Annotated in this window: 22 protein-coding genes; 13 read left to right on the plus strand and 9 right to left on the minus strand. The window is 60.1% G+C overall.

Annotated elements, in window-relative coordinates:
* Genes nusA through infB form a run of 3 tightly spaced genes read left to right on the plus strand, consistent with a single transcriptional unit; the run spans position 1 to position 4,778 of the window.
* Entirely contained in the window at positions 1-1,626 is a 1,626-nt protein-coding gene (gene nusA, locus SIC14_RS05950) for a transcription termination factor NusA (RefSeq protein WP_412564908.1), read from the plus strand.
* Positions 1,627-1,651: 25 nt separating this feature from the next.
* Complete coding sequence (locus SIC14_RS05955) at positions 1,652-2,272, plus strand: RNA-binding protein (RefSeq protein WP_412564909.1); 621 nt, start codon at positions 1,652-1,654, stop codon at positions 2,270-2,272.
* Positions 2,273-2,282: 10 nt separating this feature from the next.
* A complete protein-coding gene (infB, locus tag SIC14_RS05960) occupies positions 2,283-4,778 on the plus strand; it encodes a translation initiation factor IF-2 (RefSeq protein WP_412565830.1) in 2,496 nt (831 codons plus the stop codon).
* Between the two features lie 90 nt (positions 4,779-4,868).
* Here infB and SIC14_RS05965 read toward each other — a convergent pair whose 3' ends face one another.
* The 4 genes from SIC14_RS05965 to SIC14_RS05980 form a co-directional block, all read right to left on the minus strand.
* Positions 4,869-5,006: a hypothetical protein gene (locus tag SIC14_RS05965; RefSeq protein ID WP_412564910.1), complete on the minus strand. Its 138-nt coding sequence runs from the start codon at positions 5,004-5,006 to the stop codon at positions 4,869-4,871.
* Between the two features lie 178 nt (positions 5,007-5,184).
* A complete protein-coding gene (gene mutT / locus SIC14_RS05970) occupies positions 5,185-5,583 on the minus strand; it encodes an 8-oxo-dGTP diphosphatase MutT (protein WP_412565831.1) in 399 nt (132 codons plus the stop codon).
* Between the two features lie 63 nt (positions 5,584-5,646).
* Complete coding sequence (argJ, locus tag SIC14_RS05975; RefSeq protein WP_412564911.1) at positions 5,647-6,873, minus strand: bifunctional glutamate N-acetyltransferase/amino-acid acetyltransferase ArgJ; 1,227 nt, start codon at positions 6,871-6,873, stop codon at positions 5,647-5,649.
* A gap of 3 nt (positions 6,874-6,876) precedes the next feature.
* Positions 6,877-7,725 carry a peptidylprolyl isomerase gene (locus SIC14_RS05980; RefSeq protein ID WP_412564912.1) on the minus strand — a complete coding sequence of 283 codons (849 nt, stop codon included), beginning with the start codon at positions 7,723-7,725 and terminating at the stop codon, positions 6,877-6,879.
* 177 nt (positions 7,726-7,902) lie between these two features.
* On the opposite strand from SIC14_RS05980, the gene secA reads away from it, so the two are divergent.
* The 3 genes from secA to SIC14_RS05995 all read left to right on the plus strand — a co-directional run bounded on the left by secA (position 7,903) and on the right by SIC14_RS05995 (position 13,326).
* Positions 7,903-10,602 (plus strand): preprotein translocase subunit SecA, encoded by a 2,700-nt coding sequence (gene secA / locus SIC14_RS05985; protein WP_412564913.1) that lies wholly within the window; start codon positions 7,903-7,905, stop codon positions 10,600-10,602.
* 126 nt (positions 10,603-10,728) lie between these two features.
* Positions 10,729-11,721, plus strand: coding sequence for a hypothetical protein (locus tag SIC14_RS05990; protein WP_412564914.1), 993 nt, complete (start codon positions 10,729-10,731; stop codon positions 11,719-11,721).
* Positions 11,722-11,754: 33 nt separating this feature from the next.
* Positions 11,755-13,326 (plus strand): substrate-binding domain-containing protein, encoded by a 1,572-nt coding sequence (locus SIC14_RS05995; protein ID WP_412564915.1) that lies wholly within the window; start codon positions 11,755-11,757, stop codon positions 13,324-13,326.
* A gap of 4 nt (positions 13,327-13,330) precedes the next feature.
* Here SIC14_RS05995 and radC read toward each other — a convergent pair whose 3' ends face one another.
* Positions 13,331-14,113 (minus strand): RadC family protein, encoded by a 783-nt coding sequence (radC, locus tag SIC14_RS06000; protein WP_412564916.1) that lies wholly within the window; start codon positions 14,111-14,113, stop codon positions 13,331-13,333.
* Positions 14,114-14,266: 153 nt separating this feature from the next.
* Here radC and SIC14_RS06005 point away from each other — a divergent pair, with 153 nt between their 5' ends.
* A complete protein-coding gene (locus SIC14_RS06005; RefSeq protein WP_412564917.1) occupies positions 14,267-14,578 on the plus strand; it encodes a hypothetical protein in 312 nt (103 codons plus the stop codon).
* 58 nt (positions 14,579-14,636) lie between these two features.
* On the opposite strand, the gene dnaJ is transcribed toward SIC14_RS06005, so the two are convergent.
* On the minus strand, positions 14,637-15,785 hold the full coding sequence (dnaJ, locus tag SIC14_RS06010; RefSeq protein ID WP_412564918.1) for a molecular chaperone DnaJ: 1,149 nt from the start codon (positions 15,783-15,785) through the stop codon (positions 14,637-14,639).
* Between the two features lie 80 nt (positions 15,786-15,865).
* Positions 15,866-17,797 carry a molecular chaperone DnaK gene (dnaK, locus tag SIC14_RS06015; protein ID WP_412564919.1) on the minus strand — a complete coding sequence of 644 codons (1,932 nt, stop codon included), beginning with the start codon at positions 17,795-17,797 and terminating at the stop codon, positions 15,866-15,868.
* Between the two features lie 220 nt (positions 17,798-18,017).
* On the opposite strand from dnaK, the gene SIC14_RS06020 reads away from it, so the two are divergent.
* Entirely contained in the window at positions 18,018-18,635 is a 618-nt protein-coding gene (locus tag SIC14_RS06020) for an alpha-ketoglutarate-dependent dioxygenase AlkB family protein (protein WP_412564920.1), read from the plus strand.
* A 119-nt stretch (positions 18,636-18,754) separates the two neighbouring features.
* Here the strand turns inward: SIC14_RS06020 and SIC14_RS06025 are convergent, their stop codons facing one another.
* Both SIC14_RS06025 and SIC14_RS06030 read right to left on the minus strand, forming a co-directional pair.
* Positions 18,755-19,402: a peptide-binding protein gene (locus SIC14_RS06025; protein WP_412564921.1), complete on the minus strand. Its 648-nt coding sequence runs from the start codon at positions 19,400-19,402 to the stop codon at positions 18,755-18,757.
* Between the two features lie 2 nt (positions 19,403-19,404).
* Positions 19,405-20,226 carry an ABC transporter permease gene (locus SIC14_RS06030; protein WP_412564922.1) on the minus strand — a complete coding sequence of 274 codons (822 nt, stop codon included), beginning with the start codon at positions 20,224-20,226 and terminating at the stop codon, positions 19,405-19,407.
* Between the two features lie 163 nt (positions 20,227-20,389).
* Here SIC14_RS06030 and cysQ point away from each other — a divergent pair, with 163 nt between their 5' ends.
* The 5 genes from cysQ (at position 20,390) to SIC14_RS06055 (ending at position 25,843) form a co-directional block, all read left to right on the plus strand.
* Entirely contained in the window at positions 20,390-21,160 is a 771-nt protein-coding gene (cysQ, locus tag SIC14_RS06035; RefSeq protein WP_412565832.1) for a 3'(2'),5'-bisphosphate nucleotidase CysQ, read from the plus strand.
* Positions 21,160-22,419 (plus strand): glycosyltransferase family 2 protein, encoded by a 1,260-nt coding sequence (locus tag SIC14_RS06040; RefSeq protein ID WP_412564923.1) that lies wholly within the window; start codon positions 21,160-21,162, stop codon positions 22,417-22,419. The genes cysQ and SIC14_RS06040 overlap by 1 nt, the downstream gene beginning before the upstream one ends.
* A gap of 154 nt (positions 22,420-22,573) precedes the next feature.
* Positions 22,574-23,467 (plus strand): UTP--glucose-1-phosphate uridylyltransferase GalU, encoded by an 894-nt coding sequence (gene galU, locus SIC14_RS06045; RefSeq protein ID WP_412564924.1) that lies wholly within the window; start codon positions 22,574-22,576, stop codon positions 23,465-23,467.
* Between the two features lie 98 nt (positions 23,468-23,565).
* Positions 23,566-24,789 (plus strand): glycosyltransferase family 4 protein, encoded by a 1,224-nt coding sequence (locus tag SIC14_RS06050; protein WP_412564925.1) that lies wholly within the window; start codon positions 23,566-23,568, stop codon positions 24,787-24,789.
* A gap of 43 nt (positions 24,790-24,832) precedes the next feature.
* Positions 24,833-25,843, plus strand: coding sequence for a glycosyltransferase family 2 protein (locus tag SIC14_RS06055; RefSeq protein ID WP_412564926.1), 1,011 nt, complete (start codon positions 24,833-24,835; stop codon positions 25,841-25,843).
* Positions 25,844-25,852: the final 9 nt, after the last annotated feature.

Below are 25,852 nucleotides of genomic sequence, written 5' to 3' on the forward strand. Positions count from 1 at the left end.
ATGGCAATTACCTCTGCAAACCAGCTCGAGCTGCTGCAAACCGCTGAGGCCGTGGCCCGCGAAAAGATGATCGACCCCGGTCTGGTGGTGGAAGCGATGGAAGAGTCGCTGGCCCGCGCCGCGAAGTCGCGCTACGGCAGCGAAATGGACATCCGTGTCTCCATCGACCGCAAGACCGGTCGTGCCACCTTCACCCGCGTCCGCACCGTGGTGGAAGCGGAAGAGCTGGAGAACTACCAGGCTGAGATGACCGTTGAACAGGCGCGTCAGTACTTGGAAAACCCCGAAGTGGGTGACACCTACGTCGAAGAGGTTCCGCCGGTAGAACTGGGCCGGATTGCAGCGCAGTCGGCCAAGCAGGTGATCCTGCAGAAGGTTCGCGAAGCGGAACGTGACCGTCAGTTTGAAGAGTATAAAGACAAGGTTGGCACCATCATCAACGCCACCGTCAAACGCGAAGAGTTTGGCAATGTGGTTGTCGATCTGAATGGTCGTGGCGAAGGCTCGCTGCGTCGGAACGAAAAGATCGGCCGCGAAAGCTACCGTCCGAACGACCGCGTGCGCTGCTACATCAAGGATGTGCGCCGTGAACCGCGTGGCCACCAGATCTTCCTCAGCCGCACCGCGCCGGAATTCATGGCCGAGCTGTTCAAGATGGAAGTGCCGGAAATCTACGACGGCATCATCCAAATCAAAGCCGTGGCCCGTGATCCGGGTTCGCGCGCGAAGATCGCGGTTGTGTCCTTCGACAACTCAATTGACCCCGTGGGTGCCTGTGTGGGTATGCGCGGCAGCCGTGTGCAGGCCGTTGTGAACGAGCTGCAGGGCGAAAAGATCGACATCATCCCGTGGAACGAAGACGTGCCGACCTTCCTGGTAAACGCGCTGCAGCCGGCAGAGGTTTCCAAAGTGGTTCTGGATGAAGACGCTGAGCGGATCGAAGTTGTTGTGCCCGATGAACAGCTGAGCCTGGCCATTGGCCGTCGCGGTCAGAACGTGCGTCTGGCCTCGCAGCTGACCAACCTCGACATCGACATCATGACCGAATCAGACGAATCGGCCCGTCGTCAGAAAGAGTTCGAAGTGCGCACCAAGCTCTTCGTCGATACGCTGGACGTGGACGAATTCTTTGCACAGCTTCTGGTTGCCGAAGGTTTCACCAACCTCGAAGAAGTTGGCTATGTCGAGATCGACGAACTGCTGGTGATCGACGGTGTGGACGAAGACACCGCTGGCGAACTGCAAGCCCGTGCCCGTGACTTCCTGGAAGCGCAGGCCAATGCTGCCATTGAACGCGCCAAAGAGCTGGGTGTCGAAGACAGCCTGTTCGCCTTCGAAGGTCTGACCCCGCAGATGATCCAGGCCTTGGCCGAGGATGACGTGAAGACCCTTGAGGATTTCGCGACCTGCGCTGACTGGGAACTGGCCGGCGGCTGGACCACCGTCAACGGCGAACGTGTGAAGGATGACGGTACGCTGGAAGCCTTCGGTGTGTCGTTGGAGGATGCACAGGACCTGATCATGACCGCCCGCATCACCCTTGGCTGGGTTGACCCTGCCGAACTGGAAGCCGACGCTGAAGAAGGCGAAGGCGAAGACGGTGCCGCAGAGGAGGCCGAGGCCTGATTTTCAGGCCTCGGAGGCTTGTCGCATGGGGCGCGGCGGAAAAACCAAGGACCGGAGTGACGGTCCAGAGCGCAAGTGCGTTGTCACAGGCGAAGTGCACCCTAAGTATGGGTTAATCCGCTTCGTCGTTGGTCCCGAGGGCCAGATCGTGCCGGACCTTGCCGAAAAACTGCCGGGGCGCGGGATCTGGGTCAGCTCAGATCGTGCTTCCGTGTCGCAGGCGACGAAAAAAGGGGTCTTTGCCCGCGGTGCCAAACAGCAGGTGAAGGTCGCAGAGGATCTGGCTGATCAGGTCGAGGCGGCGCTCGTACGCCGCGTTATCGATTTGGTCAGCCTTGCCCGGAAGACTGGCGATGCCGTCACCGGGTTCGAGAAGGTCAAAGACTGGCTGGTGAAGGATTATGCCGAAGTGCTGATCCAGGCCTCGGATGGATCGGGGCGCGGCAAGTCGAAACTACGTACACCGGAAGGTGGTTCGTTCATTGGCTGGCTCACCGCAGATGAGCTTGGACAGGCCTTCGGACGACAAACTGTAATTCATGTGGCCCTAGGCGCTGGTGGTTTGACCCATCGTGTAGTAGAGGAAGCCGCAAGACTTAAGGGTATACGCACCCAGGGCGGCGACGATGACCGCCGGAAAGGATGAAGAGAGCCAGATGAGCGACAACGACGGTAAAAAGACTTTGGGTGTTCGTGGCGGCCCGCGCGCGGGTAACGTGAAGCAGAGCTTCAGCCATGGCCGTACCAAAAACGTCGTGGTGGAGACCAAGCGCAAGCGCGTTGTGGTTCCCAAACCCGGCGCCGCAAAACCCGGTGGCGGTCGGCCTGGACAGGCTGGCGGCGATCCCTCCAAACGTCCGGCTGGCATTTCCGATGCAGAGATGGAGCGCCGGATGCGCGCTTTGCAGGCCGCGAAGGCCCGCGAAGTTGAAGAGGCTGCCAAACGCGAAGCCGAGGAAAAAGCCCGCGAGGAAGCGCGTCAGCGCCGCCGCGAAGAGGCTGAGGCCAAGGAACGTGAAGAGCGTGAACGCGAAGCAGCTCTGAAAGCGAAAGCTGAAGAGGAAGCGCGCAAGAAGAAGGAGGCCGAAGAGGCCGCCAAACGCGCTGCTGCCGAAGCGGCTCAGCCCAAGAAAGAGGCCGCCGCGCCTGCCCGTACTGGTCCCAAGACCGGTCCGGCCCCGGCAGCGCCTGAGCGTAAGAAAGAGCGTGACGATCGCAACCAGCGCGGCAAAGGCCGTGGTGGCGACAACCGTCGTTCTGGCAAGCTGACCGTCAACCAGGCGCTGACTGGTGGCGAAGGTGGCCGTCAGAAATCGCTGGCCGCGATGAAGCGGAAACAGGAACGCGCCCGCCAGAAAGCCATGGGTGCGCCGGTTGAGCGTGAAAAGGTTGTCCGTGACGTGCAGGTGCCTGAAACCATTGTGGTTTCGGAACTGGCAAACCGGATGGCTGAACGTGTGGCTGATGTTGTGAAATCGCTCATGAAAATGGGCATGATGGTCACGCAGAACCAATCGATCGACGCTGATACCGCGGAACTGATCGTCGAAGAATTTGGCCACAACATTCAGCGTGTGTCCGACTCCGACGTTGAAGACGTGATCCAGCAGATCGAAGACAACACCGACGACCTGCAGTCGCGTCCGCCGGTGGTGACCATCATGGGTCACGTTGACCACGGCAAAACCTCGCTGTTGGATGCGATCCGCAACGCCAAGGTGACCGCAGGCGAAGCCGGCGGCATCACCCAGCACATCGGTGCGTATCAGGTGAAAACCGACAGCGGTGTAACGCTGAGCTTCCTCGATACCCCGGGCCACGCGGCCTTCACCTCGATGCGCTCGCGCGGGGCTCAGGTGACGGATATCGTTATTCTGGTGGTTGCGGCGGATGACTCGGTCATGCCGCAGACGGTTGAAGCTATCAGCCACGCCAAGGCAGCTGGTGTTCCGATGATCGTTGCGATCAACAAAATCGACCGCCCGGCAGCCGATCCGCAGAAAGTGCGCGCAGAGCTGCTGCAGCACGAAGTGATCGTGGAAGCCATGTCCGGCGAAGTGCAGGACGTTGAGGTTTCGGCCATCACCGGCCAGGGTCTGGATGAACTGCTAGACGCAATTGCGCTGCAGGCCGAAATTCTGGAACTGAAAGCCAACCCCGACCGCAACGCCGAAGGCGCGGTGATCGAGGCGCAGCTGGATGTGGGCCGTGGTCCTGTGGCCACCGTTCTGGTGCAGAAGGGTACGCTGAAGAAAGGCGACATCTTCGTTGTGGGTGAGCAGTGGGGTAAAGTCCGCGCGCTGGTCGACGACAAAGGCGCCCGTGTTGACGAAGCTGGTCCTTCGGTTCCGGTTGAGGTTCTGGGTCTGAACGGTACCCCCGAAGCGGGCGACGTGTTGAACGTGGTTGAGACCGAGGCACAAGCCCGTGAGATCGCGGAATACCGTCATGACGCCGCCAAGGAAAAACGTGCCGCTGCCGGTGCTGCTGCGACGCTGGAACAGCTGATGCAGAAAGCCAAGGACGACGAGAACGTGCAGGAACTGCCGATCCTCGTGAAGGCCGACGTGCAGGGTTCTGCCGAAGCCATCGTTCAGGCGATGGAAAAGATCGGCAACGACGAAGTGCGCGTGCGCGTGCTGCACTACGGTGTAGGTGCGATCACCGAAACCGACGTGGGTCTGGCCGAAGCCTCTGGGGCGCCGATCATGGGCTTCAACGTCCGTGCCAACGCCTCGGCACGGAACACCGCCAACCAGAAGGGTGTGGAGATCCGCTACTACTCGGTCATCTATGACCTGGTGGATGACGTGAAAGCCGCGGCCTCGGGTCTGCTGTCCGCAGAGATCCGCGAAAACTTCATCGGTTACTCGGAAATCCGCGAAGTCTTCAAGGTGACCGGTGTTGGCAAAGTTGCTGGCTGTCTGGTCACCGAAGGTGTTGCCCGTCGTTCCGCCGGCGTGCGCCTGCTGCGCGACAACGTGGTGATCCACGAAGGCACCCTGAAGACGCTGAAACGCTTCAAAGACGAAGTCAAAGAAGTGATCTCGGGTCAGGAATGCGGCATGGCGTTCGAGAACTACGACGATATCCGCCCCGGTGATGTCATCGAGATCTTTGAGCGTGAAGAGATTGAGCGCAAGCTGGACTAACAGCTTGCCCTCCCCCGACCCTGTGTCGGGACAGCAAAAGAAAAGGGACGGCGCAGGCCGTCCCTTTTTCGTTGTGCGCTGTGTTTGAAGTTAAGCAGCTTTGCTGCCCACCGGCGTGCCAGCAAACAGACGATCCCCAACGCGCACCATCATCTTCCCGCCGGGCAGATTCTTCACGAAGTTGCCCTGCACGGAAATGTATTTTCCGATTACGATAGTCTTTATCATATCTTTAATCCCCACCAAAGATTTTGGCAGGGTACAGGATTTTGACGCAATTCAAACTAAAAAATGCCACAATTTGGGCGTGCCTATGCAGATGAGGCAGCTGCGAGCTGGGAATTTGGAAGCAGAATGCTGGTGAATCGAGCGGAAGGAAGCCAAATCGCGCGGGAATGAGGCGGGTTTACAACCAGTCACGCAGGATCGGGATCAGCGGAATATCGGCCGGTGGCATCGGGTAATCGCGCAGGTCAGCGGGTTTGACCCACTTCAGCACCTGTCCTTCACGCGGCTGCGGAATGCCATCCCACTTGCGGCAGGCAAACAGCGGCATCAACAGGTGGAATTTCTCATAAGAGTGGCTGGCAAAGGTCAGTGGCGCTAGGCAAGAGGCCCAGGTGTCGATGCCCAGCTCTTCCTGCAACTCGCGGATCAGCGCGTGTTCCGGGGTCTCACCGACCTCTACTTTGCCACCGGGAAATTCCCAAAGGCCGGCCATGGATTTGCCTTCTGGTCGTTGGGCCAGCAGGATCCGCCCCTCTTTGTCGATCAGGGCCACAGCCGAAACCAGGACGGTTTTCACAGGCGTTTGTGTTGCAATGGCTTGGTCTGTCATGCGGGGCGGTTCCTTGGTCTTGAGGCGCTCTTAGGAGCGGTAGTCAGCGTTGATGGTGATATAGCCGTGGGTCAGGTCGCAGGTCCACGCGGTTGCATGGCCTTCACCCAATCCCAGATCCACCGCGATTACCAGATCCTGCGCCTTCATATAGGCGGCACCGGCGTCTTCGGTGTAGCTTTCGGCGACCCAGCCTTTTTCTGCCACCAGAATGTCGCCAAACCGAATGGCCAGCAAATCACGATCCGCTGCCGCGCCAGACTTGCCGATGGCCATGACAACACGGCCCCAGTTGGGATCTTCACCCGCAACGGCGGTTTTGATCAGCGGTGAATTGGCAATGGCCATTGCATGGGTGCGGGCGTCGGCGTCATTGGCGGCCCCAGTCACGCGGACCTCGACAAACTTGGTTGCGCCCTCGCCGTCGCGCACCACCTGATGCGCCAGATCCAACATCACATCATGCAAGGCCTGCGCAAAGGTGGCATCGCCATCCACATTCACACCCGAAGCCCCGGTGGCTGCCAGCAGCAGCGTGTCCGAGGTCGAAGTGTCACTGTCCACGGTGATGTTGTTGAAGGTCTTGTCGGTGTGCCCGCCCAACATCTCTTGCAGCGCGGGGCGCGAGGCCTGCGCATCGGTGAAGATATAGACCAGCATTGTGGCCATATCCGGCGCCACCATGCCTGACCCTTTGGCGATGCCCGCAATGGTGACGGTCTCACCGCCGATCTCGACCGTGGCGGAGGCGCCTTTGGCGAAAGTGTCGGTGGTCATGATCGCCTTGGCGGCGTCCTCCAGTGCGGTTTCGTCTTGGGCGCCTGCCAGTTCGGCCACCTTGGCGGTGATCCGGTCATGCGGCAGTCGTTCGCCAATCACACCGGTGGAGGAGGTGAAGACGCGCTCCTCGGGCAGGTCGGTTTCGGCAGCCACAGCAGCGCAGATCGCCGCAACCGAGCCTTCGCCCGCCTTGCCGGTGAAGGCGTTTGAGTTGCCCGAGTTCACGATGATCGCCGCACCAGCATCACTGTCCGCGCCGATTTTGGCCTGACAGTCCAGCACGTTGGCGGACCGAGTGGCGGACCGGGTGAACACGCCCGCCATCGTGGTGCCGGGCTGCAAAAGCGCCAGCATCACGTCGGTGCGGTCTGCATATTTCACACCTGCGGCGGTGGTGGCGAAGGTTGCCCCCTTCACCACAGGCAGGTCGGGAAAACGGGCAGGCGCCAGCGGCGAAACGGGGATATTTCCGGCCATGATTTACTCCGCGTCGAGCGACAGCTGGTCCAGAACCGCCGGGTCGATGCCTTCGGCGCCGGAACGGTCTACATTGGCGGCGGCGGTCATCGCCAACACCTGCGCTTCAACCGCTTTCTGTTGCACGGTGGCTTCCAGTTCACCGCGGACTTCATCCAGGCTCGGCGCTGCGATGGCGCGGGTTTCGTTCAGTTTGATCACGTGCCAGCCAAACTGGGTCTGCACCGGCTCGGAAATGGCCCCCACTTCAAGGGCAAAGGTGGCCGCTTCGAAGGGCGGCACCATCATGCCGGCACCAAACCAGCCCAGCGAGCCGCCGTTGGGGCCGGAGGGGCCGGTGGAGTGTGCTTTGGCCAGCTCAGCAAAGTCAGCACCGCCACGGGCTTCGGCGACCAGCTCTTTGGCCTTCTCTTCGGTTTCGACCAGAATGTGAGCGGCGTTGTACTCCTGACCGGCCTCGACATTGCCATAGGCGGCGTCATATTCGGCCTGCAGCTTTTCATTGGTGACCGCGGTGGCAAGGATGGCGTCAATCGCCAGATTGGCCATCAGCGAACGGCGCTGGTTTTCCACTGCTAGAGCCACGGATTTCGGTTCACCTTCAACCGAGGCGCTCAGCACGGATTGCTGGATCAGCTGGTCCAGAATGCCAGGGAACAGCACATCGGCGGGCAGTTGCTGGTACTGCGGTGGCAGGGTCTGGCGTGTCTGGATAACGTGGCCCAGTGTGATCTCGACCCCGTCAACCGTGGCCAGCACGGTGTCAACACCGGGCGCATCCTCGGCTTGGGCTGGCAGCATCAGGGTGAGCGAAAGTGCGGCGGCTGACAGGAAAGTGAGGCGTTTTGACATGGGATTCGTCCTTTGAGGGCACGCAAATGGCGCGCAACGTTGACACTGCACCAGCCGCCCCTTACATCGCTTTGAGGCCATTAAATCGCTGGTTTTCGCAATTGTTTTAGGCGTTGCGTCGACAACCGGCAAGCAAATGCCACACACGTTATAGTCAACGACCGGATCGGAAAGAAAATGTTGGGTTTCGGAACGCTTACCAAGAAGATCTTCGGCACGCCGAATGACCGCAAGATCAAGGCAACCCGCCCGTTGGTGGAGCAGATCAACGCGCTGGAACCCGAGTTTGAAAAACTGTCTGACGAGGCCCTGATCGAAAAGACGGCTGAGTTCAAAAAGCGGGTCGAAGAGGGTGAAAGCCTGGAAAAGATCCTGCCCGAAGCCTTTGCCAACTGTCGTGAAGGCGCCAAGCGGGCGCTGGGTCTGCGGGCCTTCGACACCCAGTTGATGGGCGGCATCTTCCTGCATCAGGGCAACATCTCGGAAATGAAGACCGGCGAGGGCAAAACCCTGGTCGCAACCTTCCCGGCCTATCTGAACGCGCTGACCGGTCGCGGCGTTCACATTGTGACCGTGAACGACTATCTGGCGAAACGTGACGCCGAGTGGATGAGCAAGGTGTATGGCGCTTTGGGCATGACCACCGGTGTGGTTTACCCGCAGCAGCCCGAGGATGAGAAGAAGCAGGCCTACGCCTGTGACGTCACCTATGCCACCAACAACGAGCTGGGCTTTGACTACCTGCGCGACAACATGAAGTCGGAACTGTCCGACATCGCGCAGAAGGATCACTATTTCGCCGTGGTGGACGAAGTGGACTCGATCCTGGTGGACGAAGCACGGACCCCGCTGATCATTTCGGGCCCTGCCGAAGACCGCACCGAGATGTATGTCACCATCGACAAGATCATCCCCGAACTGCAGGACGATCACTACACTGTTGATGAAAAGACCAAAAACGTTTCCTTCACCGATGAGGGCAACGAATATCTGGAGCAGCTGCTGCAGAAGGCAGAGATCCTGCCCGAAGAGCAGAGCCTTTATGATCCCGAAAGCACCACCATTGTGCACCACGTGAACCAGGGTCTGCGCGCCCACAAGCTGTTCACCAAGGACAAAGACTACATCGTTCGCGACAACAACGTTGTGCTGATTGACGAGTTCACCGGCCGCATGATGGCGGGCCGTCGTCTGTCCGAAGGTCTGCATCAGGCGATTGAGGCCAAAGAGGGCTGCCCGATCCAGCCTGAAAACGTGACGCTGGCGCAGGTGACGTTCCAGAACTACTTCCGCCTCTATGACAAGCTGGGCGGCATGACCGGCACCGCGGCCACCGAGGCCGAGGAATTTGCTGAAATCTACGGTCTGGGTGTGGTCGAAGTGCCCACCAACCGTCCGATCGCCCGTGACGATCAGGACGATCAGGTTTACCGCACCGCCAAAGAGAAATTCGATGCGGTAGTGAACTCGATCAAAGAAGCCCACGAAGGTGGCCAGCCGGTTCTGGTTGGCACCACCTCGATTGAGAAGTCTGAATTCCTCAGCCAGTTGCTGACTGCCGCCAAGGTGCCGCACAATGTTCTGAACGCCCGGCAGCACGAGCAGGAAGCGCAGATCGTGGCCGATGCCGGTAAACTGGGTTCGGTGACCATCGCCACCAACATGGCCGGTCGCGGCACCGACATCAAACTGGGCGGCAACGTCGAATTCAAGATCATGGAAGCCATCGCTGCCGATCCCGAAGGGGATCACGGCGCAATCCGTGAAAAAATCGAGGCTGAACATGGCACCGATGAGCAGGCGGTGAAGGATGCGGGCGGTCTGTTCGTTCTGGCCACAGAGCGCCACGAAAGCCGTCGGATCGACAACCAGCTGCGCGGCCGTTCAGGCCGTCAGGGTGATCCGGGTCGCTCGGTTTTCTATCTGTCACTGGAAGATGACCTGATGCGGATCTTTGGCTCGGAACGTCTGGACGCGGTGCTGTCGAAACTGGGCATGAAAGAAGGCGAAGCGATCATTCACCCCTGGGTGAATAAATCGCTGGAACGCGCACAGGCCAAGGTCGAAGGGCGCAACTTCGATATCCGGAAGCAGCTGCTGAAGTTCGATGACGTGATGAACGAACAGCGGAAGGTGATCTTCAGCCAGCGTCGCGAAATCATGGAAGCCGAGGATCTCTCGGAGATCGTCAAGGACATGCGCGATCAGGTGATCGACGATCTGGTGGATACCTTTGTGCCGCCGAAATCCTACGCCGATCAGTGGAACACCGAAGGTCTCTATGCAGCGGGCATCGAAAAGCTGAACCTGGATGTGCCGGTCATTGCCTGGGGCGATGAAGAGGGCGTCGACGGGGATGTGATCGCCGAGCGTATGGAAGACGAAGCCGACAAGATGATGGCCGACAAGGCTGAAAAGTTCGGTGCCGAAAACATGCGCAACATCGAAAAGCAGATCCTGCTGCAGACCATTGACACCAAATGGCGCGAACATCTGCTGAAGCTGGAACACCTGCGCTCGGTTGTTGGATTCCGCGGCTATGCGCAGCGTGATCCGCTGAACGAGTATAAGACCGAAAGCTTCCAGCTGTTTGAATCGCTGTTGGACGGTCTGCGCGAAGATGTGTCCCAGAAGCTGGGGCAGGTCCGCCCGATGACCGAAGAAGAGCAGCGCGCGATCATGGAACAGATGATGGCTCAGCAGGCACAGATGCAACAGGCCGCAGCCCCCGCCGCGCCAGCAGAAGAGCCAACCGGTGAGGCTCTGGAAGGCTTTGATGAAAATGATCCCACGACCTGGGGCAATCCCAGCCGTAACGATCAATGCCCCTGTGGCTCCGGCAAGAAATTCAAACATTGCCACGGTCGCCTGTCTTAACGACCGGTCAAACATTTCCGAACGCAAACGCAGGCGCGGGGTCCGAAAGACTCCGCGCCTGCGCCCTTTTTCTGCCCCTTTTCCGCAGTCCAATGGCAGGGAGTTAGTCTGTGGCAGGAGGCCAAAATGGCTCTGACAAACCGTATTCTGATGGGCTGCGCATCGCTTTCGATGGCTTTTGGCATCGGCTTTGTCATGCAGAACGGGGCAGAGGTGCCGGGGCAGTCAAAACCTCAGCAGCTGGCTGCGGCGGCCCCTTCCGACCGGATCGAACTGTCCGGGATCACCCTGACCGTCGGCACCTCTGGGACCGCCACGGACCTGCCGGTGAATGACACCAGCGCAGATGCCGCGCCGGTGTTGCCCGCAGAAGAGCCGGTGACACGTGTTGCCGCTGCCCCGCAGTTGGAGGCTCCGTCGGATCTGGACCTGCCCGTGCTGGAGGTGCCAAGCCGCCAATGTGACCCCAGCCTGTCGCTGACAGCGCAAACCGGTGCCATGGTGCTGATGACGGTAGATGCGCCCTGCCTGCCGGATCAACGTGTGACTTTCCACCACAACGGGCTGATGTTCACCCATATGACAGATACTGACGGACAGCTTGCTGTCTCTGCCCCAGCACTGGCCACCTCGGCTGTGTTCATTGCGGATTTTGGCAATGGCGACGGGGCTGTGGGGCACGTGATGGTGCCGGATCTGGATCAATATGAACGGGCCGCCGCGCAGTGGCGGGGCGATCTGGGGATTGAACTGCACGCACGCGAATTTGGGGCCGATTACGGCCAGGCGGGCCACGTTTGGAACGGCGCGCTACAGGCGACGCAGGCAGGCGCCGCGCTGACCCTGCTGGGCGACCGCGCCTTGCCGGAAAGCTACCGCGCAGAGGTCTACACCGTGCCGGCTGCCGTGTCAGAGGGCGGCGACATCCAGCTGTCGATTGAGGCAGAGGTGACAGCGATGAACTGCAACCAGGACATTCAGGCCGAAGCCATTCAATGGCACCCCTCGGGCAGCCTTGATGTGCGCGAGTTGTCGCTCTCGGTGCCGGGCTGTGACACGGTTGGTGACTTTCTGCTGTTGAAAAACCTGTTACAAGACCTGAAAATCGCCGCCAAGTAAGCGGCGCAGATCAGATCGGGCAGGGACAGAGCAATGATCATTTTGCGTGCGGCGACTCTCGCCGCACTTTTTCTTGTCAGCATGGTGCAGATGCTGTTGGCACAGGACGTCACCCTCACTTCACGCGATGGGACGGTGGAAATCTCCGGTGACCTGCTGGGCTTTGACGGCGAGTTTTACCGCGTTCAGACGATCTATGGCGAATTAACGGTGGATGGGTCCGGCGTGCTTTGCGAAGGGCCGGCCTGTCCCAACCTTGAGGATTACGTGGCCGAAATCGCGCTCTCGGGTTCGGACACGATGGGGCGGGTGCTGATCCCGGCCTTGGTGCAGGCCTTTGCAGACCGCAACGGCTACCGTGTTACCCGCCAGCGCACTGATCAACGCCACCTGATCATGACACTGGCCGAGGCGCAGGGCGGCCGGATCGCCGGAATTCTGACGCTGCGGCTGACCAATACCGATGAAGGGTTCGCTGACCTCTTGGCCAATGAGGCCGATATCGTCATGGCCCTGCGCGAGGTGCGCCCCGCAGAAGTGCAACGTATCGAAGAGGCAGGCATGGGCGATCTGACCGGTCCGCGCCGGGGCCGCGTTCTGGCTCTGGACGGTCTGGTGCCGGTGGTGGCGCGGGACAATCCGTTGCTGAAAATCTCCACCCCCGATCTGGCCCGTGTGGTGGCAGGGGACGTCAGCAACTGGGCTCAGCTGGGCGGCCCGGACGCCCCCATCACCCTGCATCTGCGCGGGGAAACCTCGGGCCTGTGGCAGGTGGTCGAAGACAGGCTGCTGCGCCCGGCGGGCAAGTCCGTGGCGGAAGGGGCAAAGCGCTATGACAGCGATCTGGCACTGGTCGATGCGGTGGCACGGGATCCTTTTGGCCTGGGCCTCACCAGCGTCAGTGCGGCGGCGGACATCAAACAGGTGCCGTTGAGTGGCGCCTGTGGGTTCACATTGGGGGCGGACCGGTTGAGCCTCAAGACCGAGGACTACCCGCTGTCGGCGCCGATGTTCCTGTACCTGCCAGCGCGGCGGCTGCCAAAACTGGGGCGAGATTTCATCAGCTTCACCCGATCCGAAGCCGCGCAGCTGGTCATTCGCCGTGCTGGCCTGACCGATCAGACACCCGAAGAAATTGCGATCAACGCGCAGGGTAACCGGTTTGCCAATGCGATTGCACAGGCGGCTGTGGATGATGGCGATGTGGTGGATCTGGGAGAGTTGCAGGCAATGGTGACCGCGCTGTCGGACAAGCGCCGCCTGTCGCTGTCTTTCCGTTTTGAAACGGGATCGAGCCGTCTGGACGCGCAGTCACGCTCCAACGTAGAACTGTTGGCGCAGGGATTGGAAGCGGGATTTTATGACACCCGCGACATGCTGTTTGCCGGGTTTAGCGATGGCGAAGGCGGCGCGGCCGCCAACCAGAGGATCGCGCTGAAACGCGCCGAAACGGTGCTGGCTGCGGTGCGGGAGGCGGCGGAAACCGCCAGCTTTGATCAGGTGAGCCTGAGCGCCGATGGGTTTGGCGAAGCCATGCCGATGGCCTGTGATGACAGTGCCTGGGGCCGTCAGGTGAACCGCCGGGTTGAGGTCTGGCTGCGCTGAAGCATTACAGCAGCCCTTCTGCGCGAAAAGAGATTTCTGCGGATTTTCCGATGATCAAATGGTCATGAAGCGTCACGCTCAACGCCTCAGCGGCGCGGTGAATCTGTTGGGTCATGGCGATATCCGCCTCTGACGGGGTGGGGTCGCCGGAGGGGTGGTTGTGCACCAGAATGAGGGCAGAGGCGTTGAGCTCCAGTGCCCGTTTCACCACTTCGCGTGGGTAGACCGGCACGTGATCCACTGTGCCGCGCGCCTGCGCCTCATCCGCGATCAGCACGTTTTTGCGATCCAGATAGAGAACCCGGAACTGTTCCGTGTCACGATGCGCCATCGTGGTGTGACAATAGTCCAGAAGCGCGTCCCAGCTGCTGACCACATGGCGCTGCATCACACGGGCGCGCGACAGCCGGTGTGCCGCCGCTTCCACCAGCTTCAGTTCGCAGATCACGGCGTCGCCCACCCCCGCAACCGCCGCAAGCCGTGGGATTGGTGCCGATAGGGTGCGGTTGAAGTCACCAAAGGTGTCCAGCAACAGCCGGGCCAAGGGTTTAACATCTTGTCGGGGGATGGCGCGGAACAGCACCAGTTCCAGCAGTTCATAGTCTGGCAGAGCATCCGCCCCACCTGTCAGAAACCTGTCCCGCAGCCGTTTGCGGTGGTCGCGGATATAGCTGGGCTGGCGTGCTGGCAGCTTGGACCGTTTGGACGGTGTGGATGCAGGCGCAGAATCGGGTAAGGGCACCGCGTCCTGAAACAATGGCAAAGGGGATTCGCTGAAATGGCTCATGGCGTCAGCGTTGGGCAGAAAGGTTAGCAAAGCGTTAAGGGCGCTGCCCTCTGCGGTCAAATCTGCGATTTGCCCCCATTCACCCGGAGTATTTTGGGATCGTTGAAAAGCTGTATTAACCGTCGTGTGGCGTGAAATTTAGCGGGAGCCAGTGTGGTGAAAAAAGGGAGGTCATGGCGGATCCAAGACGGCGTCATACCAGAGAATTTGCGAACTGAACTGGACGAGGAATTACGGCGGCATCAGGCGTGGTTGCAGAGCCTGTCCAACCCGTTACAGCCGCCCTGGGTGCTGTTTCCCACTTATGAACGCAGCAGCGTGGGCTGGCGCATGGGAGCGGGAGAAGATTATATGGGCCATTTCCGGCAGTGGTACGTGGCTTTGGATGCAACGGCGCAGACCGCGTATCGGGCAGTAGAACCAGAACCCGATGGCTGGAAGGGTTTCTACGACCGTTTGCGCTAGTGGCGGGCCTTAGCAAAACAGGCCATAAAAAAGGGCGCCGGAGCGCCCTTTTGTTGGATCAGCCTTTCATGCTGTCCCAGAAGTTTTTCACCGAAGAGAAGAAGCTGGAGCTTTCGGGGTTGTTGTCCTCGGACAGCTCCTCGAACTCTTTCAGCAGTTCTTTCTGGCGGGTGGTCAGGTTCACCGGGGTTTCCACCGCCAGCTCGATGAACATGTCACCGGTGTGGCTGCCGCGCAGGGCGGGCATGCCTTTGCCGCGCAGGCGCATCTGGCGGCCGGATTGGCTGCCGGCAGGGATCTTCACGCGGGAGCGGCCACCGTCGATGGTGGGCACTTCGATATCGCCACCCATGGCCGCAACGGTCATGGAGACCGGCACGCGGCAGAACAGATCGCTGTCTTCGCGTTCGAAGATCTGGTGTTTGCCCACTTCGATGAAGATGTAGAGGTCGCCCGTCGGGCCGCCGCGCATGCCAGCTTCGCCTTCGCCCGCCAGACGGATGCGGGTGCCGGTTTCCACGCCCGCGGGGATGTTGACGCTGAGCGAACGGTCCTTCTGCACACGGCCTTGACCGCCACAGCCCTTACAGGGGTTCTGGATGATCTGGCCGAGGCCGGAACAGGTGGGGCAGGTGCGTTCAACGGTGAAGAAGCCCTGCTGTGCCCGCACCTTGCCGATGCCGGAACAGGTGGGACAGACCTGCGGTTCTGCGCCGCCTTCTGCACCGGAGCCATCACAGCTGTCGCAGGCCACCGAGGTGGGCACCTTGATGGTTTTCTGCTGGCCGTTATAGGCTTCTTCCAGCGAGATACGCAGATTGTAGCGCAGATCGGCCCCACGGGCCGCGCGATTGCGGCCACCGCCGCCGCCGCCCGTGCCGCCGCCGAACAGATCGTCGAAGATGTCCGAGAAAGAGCCAAAGCCAGCGTCCTGACCGCCAAAGCCGCCGCCGGGACGTCCACCGCCACCGCCCATGCCACCTTCGAAGGCAGCATGACCAAAGCGGTCGTAAGCGGCCTTTTTCTCGGCGTCTTTCAGGACGTCATAGGCTTCGTTGACTTCTTTGAACTGCGCTTCGGCGTCCGGGTTGTCGCTGTTGCGGTCCGGGTGCAGTTCTTTGGCCTTCTTGCGATAGGCCTTTTTCAACTCATCGGCCGAGGCCCCTTTGGCCGCGCCCAGTGTTTCGTAATAATCCCGTTTTGCCATTGGGTTACCCCTTCTTGCGGAACGTCAGAGGCCGGCCCGGGATGGGCCGGCCCCCGATTGTGTTCCTAGGAAAACGCGGATTACGCGCGCTTGTCGTCGTCCAGATCCTCGAAGTCGGCGTCAACGATATCGTCGTCACCGGCCTGAGCGGCGGTGTCGTCTACGTCGACGGGACCTTCTTCGGCTTCGCCTTCTTGCTGAGCGGCCTTGTAGATGGCCTCACCCAGTTTCATCGCCGATTCGGTCACGTTCTGGATGCCGGACTGCAGCTTGTCTGCCTTGACGTCGTCCTTTGCCAGGTCGTCCTTGAGGGCGGCAATGGCCAGTTCGATGGCTTCGATGGTGGTCGGGTCCACTTTGTCCGAATGCTCTTCCATCGACTTTTCGGTCGACAGGATGAGGCTTTCGGCCTGGTTGCGGGCTTCGACCAGTTCACGACGCTCCTTATCGGCTTCAGCGTTTTCTTCAGCGTCTTTGACCATCTGTTCGATGTCATCCTCGCTGAGGCCACCGGAGGCCTGGATGGTGATCTGCTGTTCTTTGCCGGTTGCCTTGTCCTTGGCGCCCACCGACACGATGCCGTTGGCGTCGATGTCGAAGGTCACTTCGATCTGAGGCATGCCGCGCGGGGCGGGCGGGATGTCTTCGAGGTTGAACTGGCCCAGGATCTTGTTGTCCGCAGCCATTTCACGCTCACCCTGGAAAACCCGGATGGTCACAGCATTTTGGTTGTCCTCGGCGGTCGAGAAAACCTGCGACTTCTTGGTCGGGATCGTGGTGTTGCGGTCGATCAGACGAGTGAACACGCCACCCAGCGTTTCGATGCCCAGCGACAGCGGGGTCACGTCCAGCAGAACAACGTCTTTCACATCACCCTGCAGAACACCAGCCTGAATGGCGGCGCCCATGGCCACAACTTCGTCCGGATTCACACCTTTGTGCGGCTCCTTGCCGAAGAATTTGGTGACCTCTTCGATCACTTTCGGCATCCGGGTCATACCACCCACCAGAACAACTTCGTCGATGTCACCGGTGGTCAGACCGGCGTCTTTCAGCGCGGCCTGGCAGGGTTTGATCGAGTTCTTGATTAGGTCGGCAACCAGGCTTTCCAGCTTGGCACGGGTCAGTTTGACAACCAGGTGCAGCGGCTGACCGGTGGTCGCGTCCATCGAGATGAACGGCTGGTTGATTTCGGTCTGCTGTGCCGAGGACAGTTCGATCTTGGCTTTCTCTGCGGCTTCTTTCAGACGCTGCAGGGCCATCTTGTCCTTGGTCAGGTCGGCGCCGTGTTCTTTTTTGAACTCATCCGCCAGGTAGTTGACGATGCGCATGTCAAAGTCTTCACCACCCAGGAAGGTGTCACCGTTGGTCGATTTCACTTCGAACAGGCCGTCGTCGATTTCCAGAATGGTCACGTCGAAGGTACCGCCACCAAGGTCATAGACCGCGATGGTTTGGGTTTCTTCTTTGTCCAGACCATAGGCCAGCGCCGCAGCGGTCGGTTCGTTGATGATCCGCAGCACTTCGAGGCCAGCGATTTTGCCGGCGTCTTTGGTGGCCTGACGCTGGGCGTCGTTGAAGTAGGCAGGAACCGTGATCACCGCCTGAGTGACTTCTTCGCCCAGATAGGATTCTGCGGTTTCTTTCATTTTGCCCAGGATGAAGGCCGAAATCTGCGACGGGGAGTACTGCTCACCCTTGGCTTCGACCCATGCATCCCCGTTGCCGCCGTTCACAACAGCGAAGGGCAGGTTTTTCTTGTCTTTGGCCAGATGCGCGTCGTCTGCACGACGGCCAACCAGACGTTTTACACCAAAGATGGTGTTGGCTGCGTTGGTGACGGCCTGGCGTTTCGCCGGCTGGCCTACCAGACGCTCGTCGTCGGTGAAGGCGACGATCGAGGGGGTGGTGCGGGCACCTTCCGCGTTTTCGATAACTTTTGGCTGCGAACCATCCATCAGCGCGACGCAGCTGTTGGTGGTCCCGAGGTCAATACCGATGACTTTCGACATACTTTGATCCCTTTTCACTTCAAGGCGATTGCACGAGGCATGGACCCGTTTTGGCATCCTGCCCCGATCTGGTTTGTGCAAGGTCCGGAGTGGTTTCCTTGCGCTTCTCGGCGTATATAGGGAGGGCAGAGAGACCCTGCAAGCACTGCAAAAGGAGGGAATCGGTGATTCCGGCGCGATTCTTTGATCTTTGTTCGCGATTAGCGCGCTGGGGCGGGACATGAGCGTGGCCCGGACCCCTTCGGTGAGCCTGCGCGGGGTGCAGATCTATGCCGGTCTGATTCCTTCTGAGGCGCAGGAGGCATTGGTCGCGGCGCTGAGAGAATGTGCCCGGCAAGCGCCGTTTTTCACCCCGGTGACAGCATCAGGCAAAGCGATGTCGGTGCGGATGACTTCGGCCGGGCGGCTGGGCTGGGTCACGGACCGGCGCGGCTATCGCTATGAGCCGCGCCATCCTTCTGGTGTGGCCTGGCCGAAGATCCCCGATCAGGTGCTGACCCTGTGGCGCGATCTGGTCAACGCGGAGCGGGATCCGGATTGCTGTCTAATCAACTACTACGGCGAAGGCAGCAAAATGGGGATGCACCAGGACCGGGATGAGGGCGATTTCAACTGGCCGGTGCTATCTGTATCGCTGGGGGATGATGCGCTGTTTCGGGTGGGCAATCTGGAACGCGGCGGCAAGACCGAGTCGATCTGGCTGAATTCTGGCGATGTGCTGGTCATGGGCGGCGCGGCGCGTTTGGTCCATCACGGGGTGGATCGGCTGCGGTTTGGGTCCTCGACCTTGCTAGAGAAGGGCGGGCGCATCAACCTGACCTGCCGCGTGGTTGCGTAACGAATCTGCCGTTGCGTGATCCAGCGGTCTGCGCTGGCGCGCAGGCAGGATATCTCGGGGCGCAAGCCGCCCCTCGGGTGGGCCTCCGGCGGGAGTATTTTCAGATCAATGAAAGCGGGTCAGGGGGACAGGCTGCAGCAGCCCTGATAGGCACGGGTTTGTCCGTATTGGGTGACGAACACCTCGGTGCCGAGGCCATAGAGCCGATCGCTCATCCCGTCGCTGCAAGTGGCCCGACGCAGGGTGGCGAAGGCTGTGGCGTCAAAGTGGCTGGCCGCAAAGCCAAACACGCCAGCAACGCGGTTTTCCGGAGAGGCGCGCCAGTCCACCGCCATGTCGAGCACCGGATCGTCAAAGAACTGAAACCGGAAGCTCTGCCGGTCGGCAGTGAGATCGGCGGCCCAGAACGGTTCGGTGCCAAAACAGCTGAGCCCATGCGGCGCGTCGTGCCAGGTCATGTCATGCTGTCGACGCAGAAAGCGCAGTGAGACCCAGCCGCTGGCCTCGGCATGGTTGATGCGGCCCCATGTGCCGCTGTCATTTACGGCGGTCACTTCGACGTTGCGGGCGAAAGGCGACAATTCATCGATCTTGGCGGCTTTGCCGGAGGGGGCCTGACGGATGTTGAGCGTGTCGTCGGCGGCCACGCCGGTGACATCTAACAGCGCGGGCAGGGATGGGTCGAAGGTGGCTTGCGCTCCAGCGTGATGCGGCAGCAGAAACAGGCTCAGCAGAAGGGTGAGGGCCGGAAGGATCTGCCGCAGCATGCTCATCGTCTGGCGCTGAGGCTGAGGGAGGAATTGCGCCGGGTGTAGAATTCGCCCATCAGGCCGATCACCAGAATGATGCCATAGACAATCAGCGGATAGGCGATGGAAGAATGGCGCGGTGTGTAGTTGATGAAGGTGAAACCGCGCGCCTGATCAATACAGTGAAACAGCGGGTTCCAGTCAAACATGGCCAGCATGAACCCCGGCAGGGTGTTGGCCAGAAACATCTTGCCCGAAGCGATCATATTGGCCCGCTGATAGATCATGGTGACGATCGAAATCAGGTTCGGGATCCAGGGTTTCAGCGCCAGCATCACCGTGCCGATGGCCAGCCCGCCGAACCAGGCAATCATCAGCATGGCAAAGGCGCTGGCGGCATCTTCAATCACAAACCGCTGGAAGCCCATATAGTAGACAAACAGGATGATGGTCAGGGCCAGCACTTGAATGTAAAGCGCGCTGAGCGCGGAGGAGAGGATGGCAATCACCGTGTTCATCGGGGCGTGTTGCATCATCGCCGAGGTTGGCCCTTCGGATCCGGCCACCGCGCCAAGTGTCTTGGCGTGGGTCATATAGAGGAAAATTCCCGACATCAGATAAAGCAGGAAGTCCCCCCGCACCGCCGAGTTGCGCAGGCCCAGAAGTGAGAACATCACATAGAAGGCGGCGACAAAGACAAACAGCTGCATCAGGTTGATCAGCAGTGCGATCATGGCGTTGCCGTGGGTCACACGGATCTTGCGCGCGCTGGCGTGATAGACCAGTTCGGCAATCGTCAATGCGGCTGTCAGCCCGGATTCTTTGCGGCTGTTGTGAAACATAATCGCCTGCTCCGCTTTCTGCGGTAATTCTAACGGCCGGTTCTTGCCGTTTGCTTAGGCCCCGATCATAAGGGTGTGGTGTTTTTATAGCAACAAACGCCTGCGCTTGTGGCGTTTTCTCTGAAGGAGACCTGTTTTGGATTACCAGAAGCTTACCGCAGTGATGCGTCGTTTGGCATTGGAAGCTGGCGACAAGATCATGGAGATCTACAACTCGGATTCGTTCGAGGTTAAGGTGAAGTCGGATGAAAGCCCGGTGACCGAAGCGGATGAAGCGGCGGATGCGCTGATCTCGGCGGGGTTGCGGGCGGCGTTTCCCGATGTGCTCTTGGTGACCGAAGAACAGGCGGATTCGCACCTTGAAAAGGCGGATACCTTCCTGATTGTTGACCCCTTGGACGGCACCAAGGAGTTTGTGCACCGGCGTGGCGATTTTACCGTGAACATTGCCTATGTGGAAAACGGTGTGCCGACCCGTGGTGTGGTCTATGCACCGGCGCGGGACCGGATGTTCTACACTCTGGCCGATGGCGCAGCGGTGGAAGAAACCGGAGACCTGGACAAGGAGCAGATCGGCGCGACCCAGCCGATCAAGGTTTCGGACGCAGATAATGCGGCGCTGCTGGTTGTTGCGTCGAAATCGCACCGAGATCAGGCAACCGACGATTACATCAACAAATACAGCGTTGCGGACAGCAAAAGCGCGGGGTCTTCGTTGAAGTTCTGCCTGGTGGCAACCGGTGAGGCGGATATCTATCCCCGCGTTGGACGGACGATGGAATGGGACACCGCTGCGGGCCACGCCGTGCTGCAGGGCGCAGGCGGCAAGGTCGTGCGGTTCGACGATCACAGCCCGCTGGTCTACGGCAAAGACGGCTATGCCAACCCGTTCTTCATCGCCTATTCGCCCAGCGTTGCCCTGAAAGAGGCCTGATGTCGGCGCGGCCTCCACAAGTAAAACAGGCGGGCGCGGGTCCGTCTGTGTCCATTGTGGTGGTCAGTCGCGGGCGGGGTGAAAGCCTAGCGACTTGCCTGTGTGGTCTGACTCGACTGCTTTATGCACCCTATGAGATCATTGTGGTGTGTGATGTCGAAGGAGCGGCAGCGGTGCAAGCGGCGGGGCTGGTCGGTCTGATCAAACTGGTGCGCTTTGAGGAGGCCAATATCTCCAAGGCGCGGAACCTCGGGATTGCCGAGGCGGCCGGGGAGGTGATTGCCTTCATTGATGATGATGCTGTGGCCGAACCAACCTGGCTGCGCCATCTGGTGGCCGGGTTTGACCTGCCAGACGTCAGTGCGGTTGGCGGCTATGTGCGCGGACGCAACGGGATCAGCTATCAGTGGCAGGCACGATCGGTGGATGACACCGGCAAAGCGCATAGGCTGCCGTTGCAGGGGGATCATCCCCGCATGGTCACCGCGCCGGACGGGCAGGCGGTGAAAACCGAGGGCACCAATATGGCGTTTCGCGCTGATGTGCTGAAACGCATGGGCGGATTTGACGAGGTCTTTGCCTTCTTTCTGGATGAGACCGATTTGAACCTGCGTCTGCATCAGGCGGGTCATGCCACTGCAATTGCACCGATGGCTGAGGTGCATCACGCCTATGCCCCCAGTCCGCGCCGGCGGCAGAACCGGGCCGTGACGGATTTGGGCGACGTCGGAGCCAGCACAGCGGTGTTTTTGAACAAACATTGTCCCGAAGCCTACCGCGCCGGTGCCATTGCCGATTTGCGCCAGGAACAGGTGCGGCGGATCTGGCGGCAGCGCCGTGCGGGTCTGTTGCGCACTGAAGAGGTGGAAGATCTGACCCGCGGGCTGGAGGCAGGTCTGGCCGCTGGGGAGGCGCGGATGTTCGGACATTACGCGCGCTTTGGCCCTCCGCCGGCCTTCCTGCCATTTGAAAGCCGCGCCACCGGTGCGCACCGTGTCTTGGCAGGCCGGATCTGGCAGAAACGTCGGTTGATGGCAGAGGCGGAAGCCTTGGTTGCCGCAGGCCACACTGTGTCGCTGTATCTGTTCAGCCCAACCTTGCGCCGTCACCAAGTGCGATTCGTGGCACCGGGGATCTGGGTGCAGCGGGGCGGCATTTGGGGCCGCAGCGTTCGAAACCGCCTACCGTTTTCTGCGGTCGGGTTTGGTCAACGGCTGCGACAGGAACAAAAACGGGTCGCAGGGCGGCGTGCGTTGTAGCGCTGGGCGCCAATGCTGCCGAAACAACAGTCCCGTTACAGGGCTGTTGCGCTGTGGTGTCATAGAAAGCTTGCTCTCTAGCTGTGACAATGCCATCCAGTGAGAGGGGATGTTGAAGTTTGGTGTTTAGACAAGGCTGTGAGAATTTAAGAAAATGAAACACAAGATTACCAAAGCGATCTTTCCTGTTGCAGGCTTGGGAACGCGCTTCCTGCCGGCAACAAAATCGGTGCCCAAGGAAATCATGACCTTGGTGGACCGCCCGCTGATTCAATACGCCATCGACGAAGCCCGCGCCGCCGGGATTAAAGAGTTCATCTTTGTGACCTCGCGCGGGAAATCCGCGCTGGAGGACTATTTTGACCACTCGCACCAGCTGGAAGCGGATCTGCGCAAGAAGGGCAAGACGGATCTGTTGGAGATCCTGAAGGCCACCAATATGGACAGTGGTGAAATCGCCTATCTGCGGCAACACAAGGCGCTGGGTCTGGGTCATGCGGTCTGGTGTGCCCGCCGCCTGATCCACAATGAACCCTTTGCCGTGATCCTGCCGGACGATGTGATTGCGGCTGAAAAACCCTGCCTGCAGCAAATGGTTGAGGCCTACGAGGAAACCGGCGGCTCGATGGTGGCGACGATGGAAGTGCCGCCTGAAAAGGCCAGCGCTTACGGTGTGCTGGATGTGGCCGAAGATATGGGCGCCGTGGTGCAGGCCAAAGGCATGGTGGAAAAACCCGCCCCCGGCACTGAGCCGTCCAATCTGGCGGTGATCGGGCGTTATATCCTGCATCCCAACGTGCTGCGCTCACTCAACAAAAAAGAAACCGGTGCAGGTGGGGAAATCCAGCTGACCGATGCCATTGCAAAAGAGATCGAAGGCGACAACGGCGTTTACGGCTACCGCTTCCGGGGCCAGCGCTTTGATTGTGGCTCCAAGGCGGGGTTCCTGCAGGCAACCGTTTCGTTTGGCTTGTCGCGTCCCGAATTGAAGGACGAGTTGATGGAATATCTGCAAGAGGTCATCACGCTGGACAAGGCAGCGCAGTAAGCGCCGTGATCTGAAGGACTTGCCAAAGCCCATTGGGCTGAGGAACATGGCCCGGGGGATGTTTCCCCGGGCTTTTCTTTTGCTTTCGAAGAGGTTGCATGACTGCTGACGCCCAGACTTCTGTCCGCCTGCTGGACGTCACGCGCTTGATGCGACGGGCCGGACGGGTGCTCACCGGTGTGGACCGCGTCGAGATGGCTTATCTGGAACAGTTTCTGCGCGATGCCCTGCCGGTCTATGGTCTGCTGCGTACACGCTATGGCTATCTGTTGCTGGACCGCGCCGGACTGACCAATATGGCGGTTTGCCTGCGGCAGGAGGCTGATTGGGGGCCAGTTGGTGTACTGTCCCGGTTGGGGCGGGCCGCTGGGATGCAGAAAAGGGCCGAATCCGATCTGCGGCGCTGGGCGGTGGCGCGATGTCTGCCAACGGGATTGCTGCGCTGCTTGCAGACCCATCTGGGGCAGGGGTTCACCTATGTGAACGTGGGTCATTCCAACCTGACCCAACGGGTGTTGCACGCCATGCATCGGCGGCAGGCCAAAGTGGCGGTGATGGTGCATGACACCATACCGCTGGATTATCCCCAGTATCAGCGCGAAGGCAGCGTGGCCCCGTTCAAAGCGATGTTGGGGCGGGTCGGGGAACACGCGGATCTGATCCTGTGCAATTCGGCGCAGACCGCTGCGGATGTGGCGCGCCATCTGGGATCGGACCACCCCGAAACGCTGGTGGCCCCGCTGGGTGTTACTTTAGCAGCGCCGACACCGGTTCAGATGCCGGAAGGGTTCAACCCCAACCGGGCCTTCATGATGACCCTTGGCACCATCGAGCCGCGCAAGAACCACACGTTGCTGCTGGATGTCTGGGAGGCGTTGCCCGAGGCCGAGCGCCCGCAGCTGCTGATCTGTGGCAGCCGTGGCTGGAACAATGAAGCGGTGTTTGACCGGCTGGACCACTGCGGCCGCACAGCCGGGCCGGTGTTTGAAATGCCGGGCCTCAGCGACGGTCAGATCGCCCATCTGATGGGGCAGGCCCGGGCTTTTCTGTTTCCCTCTTTTGCCGAGGGCTACGGGTTGCCCCCTCTGGAGGCCGCGGCGCTGGGATGTCCGGTGATTTGCAGCGATTTGCCCATTTTAAAGGAACTCCTTGGAAACAATGCCGTTTACCTGCCCCTGAATGATCTCTATTCTTGGACAATAAGAATGGCCGAACTGGCGCGTGATCCACAGGCAGACCCGCAGCGAAAATCCCCCGAACTGGCACGATTTGTGCCTCCGACATGGGGTGAGCATTTCAACGTGGTGTTAAGCCGGCTGTGATAACGACCAACCCGGCACGCTGCATCTGGTCTGAGGAGAGGTTTTGGGCGTCTGGACGGCATATCGGCTGAGGCTGCGGCGGAAGCGTTTTCTGATCCGTGCTTTCCGCAAACGGCGGGAACTGCGGCCGGTTGTGAACCGTACCAATCAGATCAAACGCGGTGATATCCTGCTGTTTTCCACCCAACGGAACGAAGCCATCCGGCTGCCGTATTTCCTGGACTACTATCGCAAAATGGGGGTGAACCACTTCCTGATTGTGGACAATGACAGCGATGATGGCTCGGTCTCTTATCTCAGCGATCAGTCTGATGTGTCGCTCTGGCATACTCGGGCCAGCTACAAGCGGTCGCGCTTTGGGGTGGATTGGCTGAACCATCTGCAGCGCAAATATGGTCACGGCCATTGGACGCTGGTGGTCGATCCCGATGAATTCCTGGTTTACCCGTTCTGTGACACCCGCCCGCTGCGGGCGCTGACCGACTGGCTTGATGCCTCTTCGATCAAATCGTTCAGCTCCATGCTGCTGGATATGTATCCCAAGGGCCGCATTGATCAGCAGCCCTACCGCGCTGGTCAAAACCCGATGGAGATTGCCAGCTGGTTTGACAGCGGCAACTACGCGCTGGAACGGAACTGGAAGTTTGGCAATCTGTGGATCCAGGGCGGTCCTCGGCAACGGGTGTTTTTCCCTGACGCGCCGGAAAAAGCCCCAGCGCTGAACAAGATCCCGCTGGTAAAATGGGACAAGAAATACGTTTACGCCAGCTCCACCCACCATTTGCTGCCCCGTGGCTTGAACGCGGTCTATGATGAATGGGGTGGCGAAAAAGCCAGCGGTGTGCTGCTGCACACCAAGTTCCTCGACACGTTCAACACCAAAGCGCAGGAAGAGCTGGAGCGCAAACAGCACTATGCCGCCAGCGTCGAATACAAGGCCTATGCCGCCACGCTGGATGAAAATCCGGACCTCTGGTGCAAATGGTCGGAAAAATACATTAACTGGCGTCAGCTAGAGATCCTTGGGCTCTTGTCCAAGGGCAACTGGGCGTAAGGAGGCGGG

The sequence above is a fragment of the Thalassobius sp. MITS945101 genome (genome assembly GCF_047123305.1).
GTDB lineage: Bacteria > Pseudomonadota > Alphaproteobacteria > Rhodobacterales > Rhodobacteraceae > Thalassobius.

Excerpts from the sequence above, each read along its gene's own strand:
- SIC14_RS06040 (WP_412564923.1), top strand. The coding sequence starts at position 21,160 with ATGTCGGCGCGGCCTCCACAAGTAAAACAGGCGGGCGCGGGTCCGTCT.
- SIC14_RS05980 (WP_412564912.1), bottom strand. The coding sequence starts at position 7,725 with ATGTCAAAACGCCTCACTTTCCTGTCAGCCGCCGCACTTTCGCTCACC.
- cysQ (WP_412565832.1), top strand. The coding sequence starts at position 20,390 with ATGCGTCGTTTGGCATTGGAAGCTGGCGACAAGATCATGGAGATCTAC.
- SIC14_RS05955 (WP_412564909.1), top strand. The coding sequence starts at position 1,652 with ATGGGGCGCGGCGGAAAAACCAAGGACCGGAGTGACGGTCCAGAGCGC.
- SIC14_RS05995 (WP_412564915.1), top strand. The coding sequence starts at position 11,755 with ATGATCATTTTGCGTGCGGCGACTCTCGCCGCACTTTTTCTTGTCAGC.
- SIC14_RS06050 (WP_412564925.1), top strand. The coding sequence starts at position 23,566 with ATGACTGCTGACGCCCAGACTTCTGTCCGCCTGCTGGACGTCACGCGC.
- galU (WP_412564924.1), top strand. The coding sequence starts at position 22,574 with ATGAAACACAAGATTACCAAAGCGATCTTTCCTGTTGCAGGCTTGGGA.
- dnaJ (WP_412564918.1), bottom strand. The coding sequence starts at position 15,785 with ATGGCAAAACGGGATTATTACGAAACACTGGGCGCGGCCAAAGGGGCC.
- infB (WP_412565830.1), top strand. The coding sequence starts at position 2,283 with ATGAGCGACAACGACGGTAAAAAGACTTTGGGTGTTCGTGGCGGCCCG.
- SIC14_RS05965 (WP_412564910.1), bottom strand. The coding sequence starts at position 5,006 with ATGATAAAGACTATCGTAATCGGAAAATACATTTCCGTGCAGGGCAAC.
- SIC14_RS06020 (WP_412564920.1), top strand. The coding sequence starts at position 18,018 with ATGAGCGTGGCCCGGACCCCTTCGGTGAGCCTGCGCGGGGTGCAGATC.
- nusA (WP_412564908.1), top strand. The coding sequence starts at position 1 with ATGGCAATTACCTCTGCAAACCAGCTCGAGCTGCTGCAAACCGCTGAG.
- argJ (WP_412564911.1), bottom strand. The coding sequence starts at position 6,873 with ATGGCCGGAAATATCCCCGTTTCGCCGCTGGCGCCTGCCCGTTTTCCC.
- dnaK (WP_412564919.1), bottom strand. The coding sequence starts at position 17,797 with ATGTCGAAAGTCATCGGTATTGACCTCGGGACCACCAACAGCTGCGTC.
- SIC14_RS06025 (WP_412564921.1), bottom strand. The coding sequence starts at position 19,402 with ATGCTGCGGCAGATCCTTCCGGCCCTCACCCTTCTGCTGAGCCTGTTT.
- SIC14_RS06030 (WP_412564922.1), bottom strand. The coding sequence starts at position 20,226 with ATGTTTCACAACAGCCGCAAAGAATCCGGGCTGACAGCCGCATTGACG.
- secA (WP_412564913.1), top strand. The coding sequence starts at position 7,903 with ATGTTGGGTTTCGGAACGCTTACCAAGAAGATCTTCGGCACGCCGAAT.
- radC (WP_412564916.1), bottom strand. The coding sequence starts at position 14,113 with ATGAGCCATTTCAGCGAATCCCCTTTGCCATTGTTTCAGGACGCGGTG.
- SIC14_RS05990 (WP_412564914.1), top strand. The coding sequence starts at position 10,729 with ATGGCTCTGACAAACCGTATTCTGATGGGCTGCGCATCGCTTTCGATG.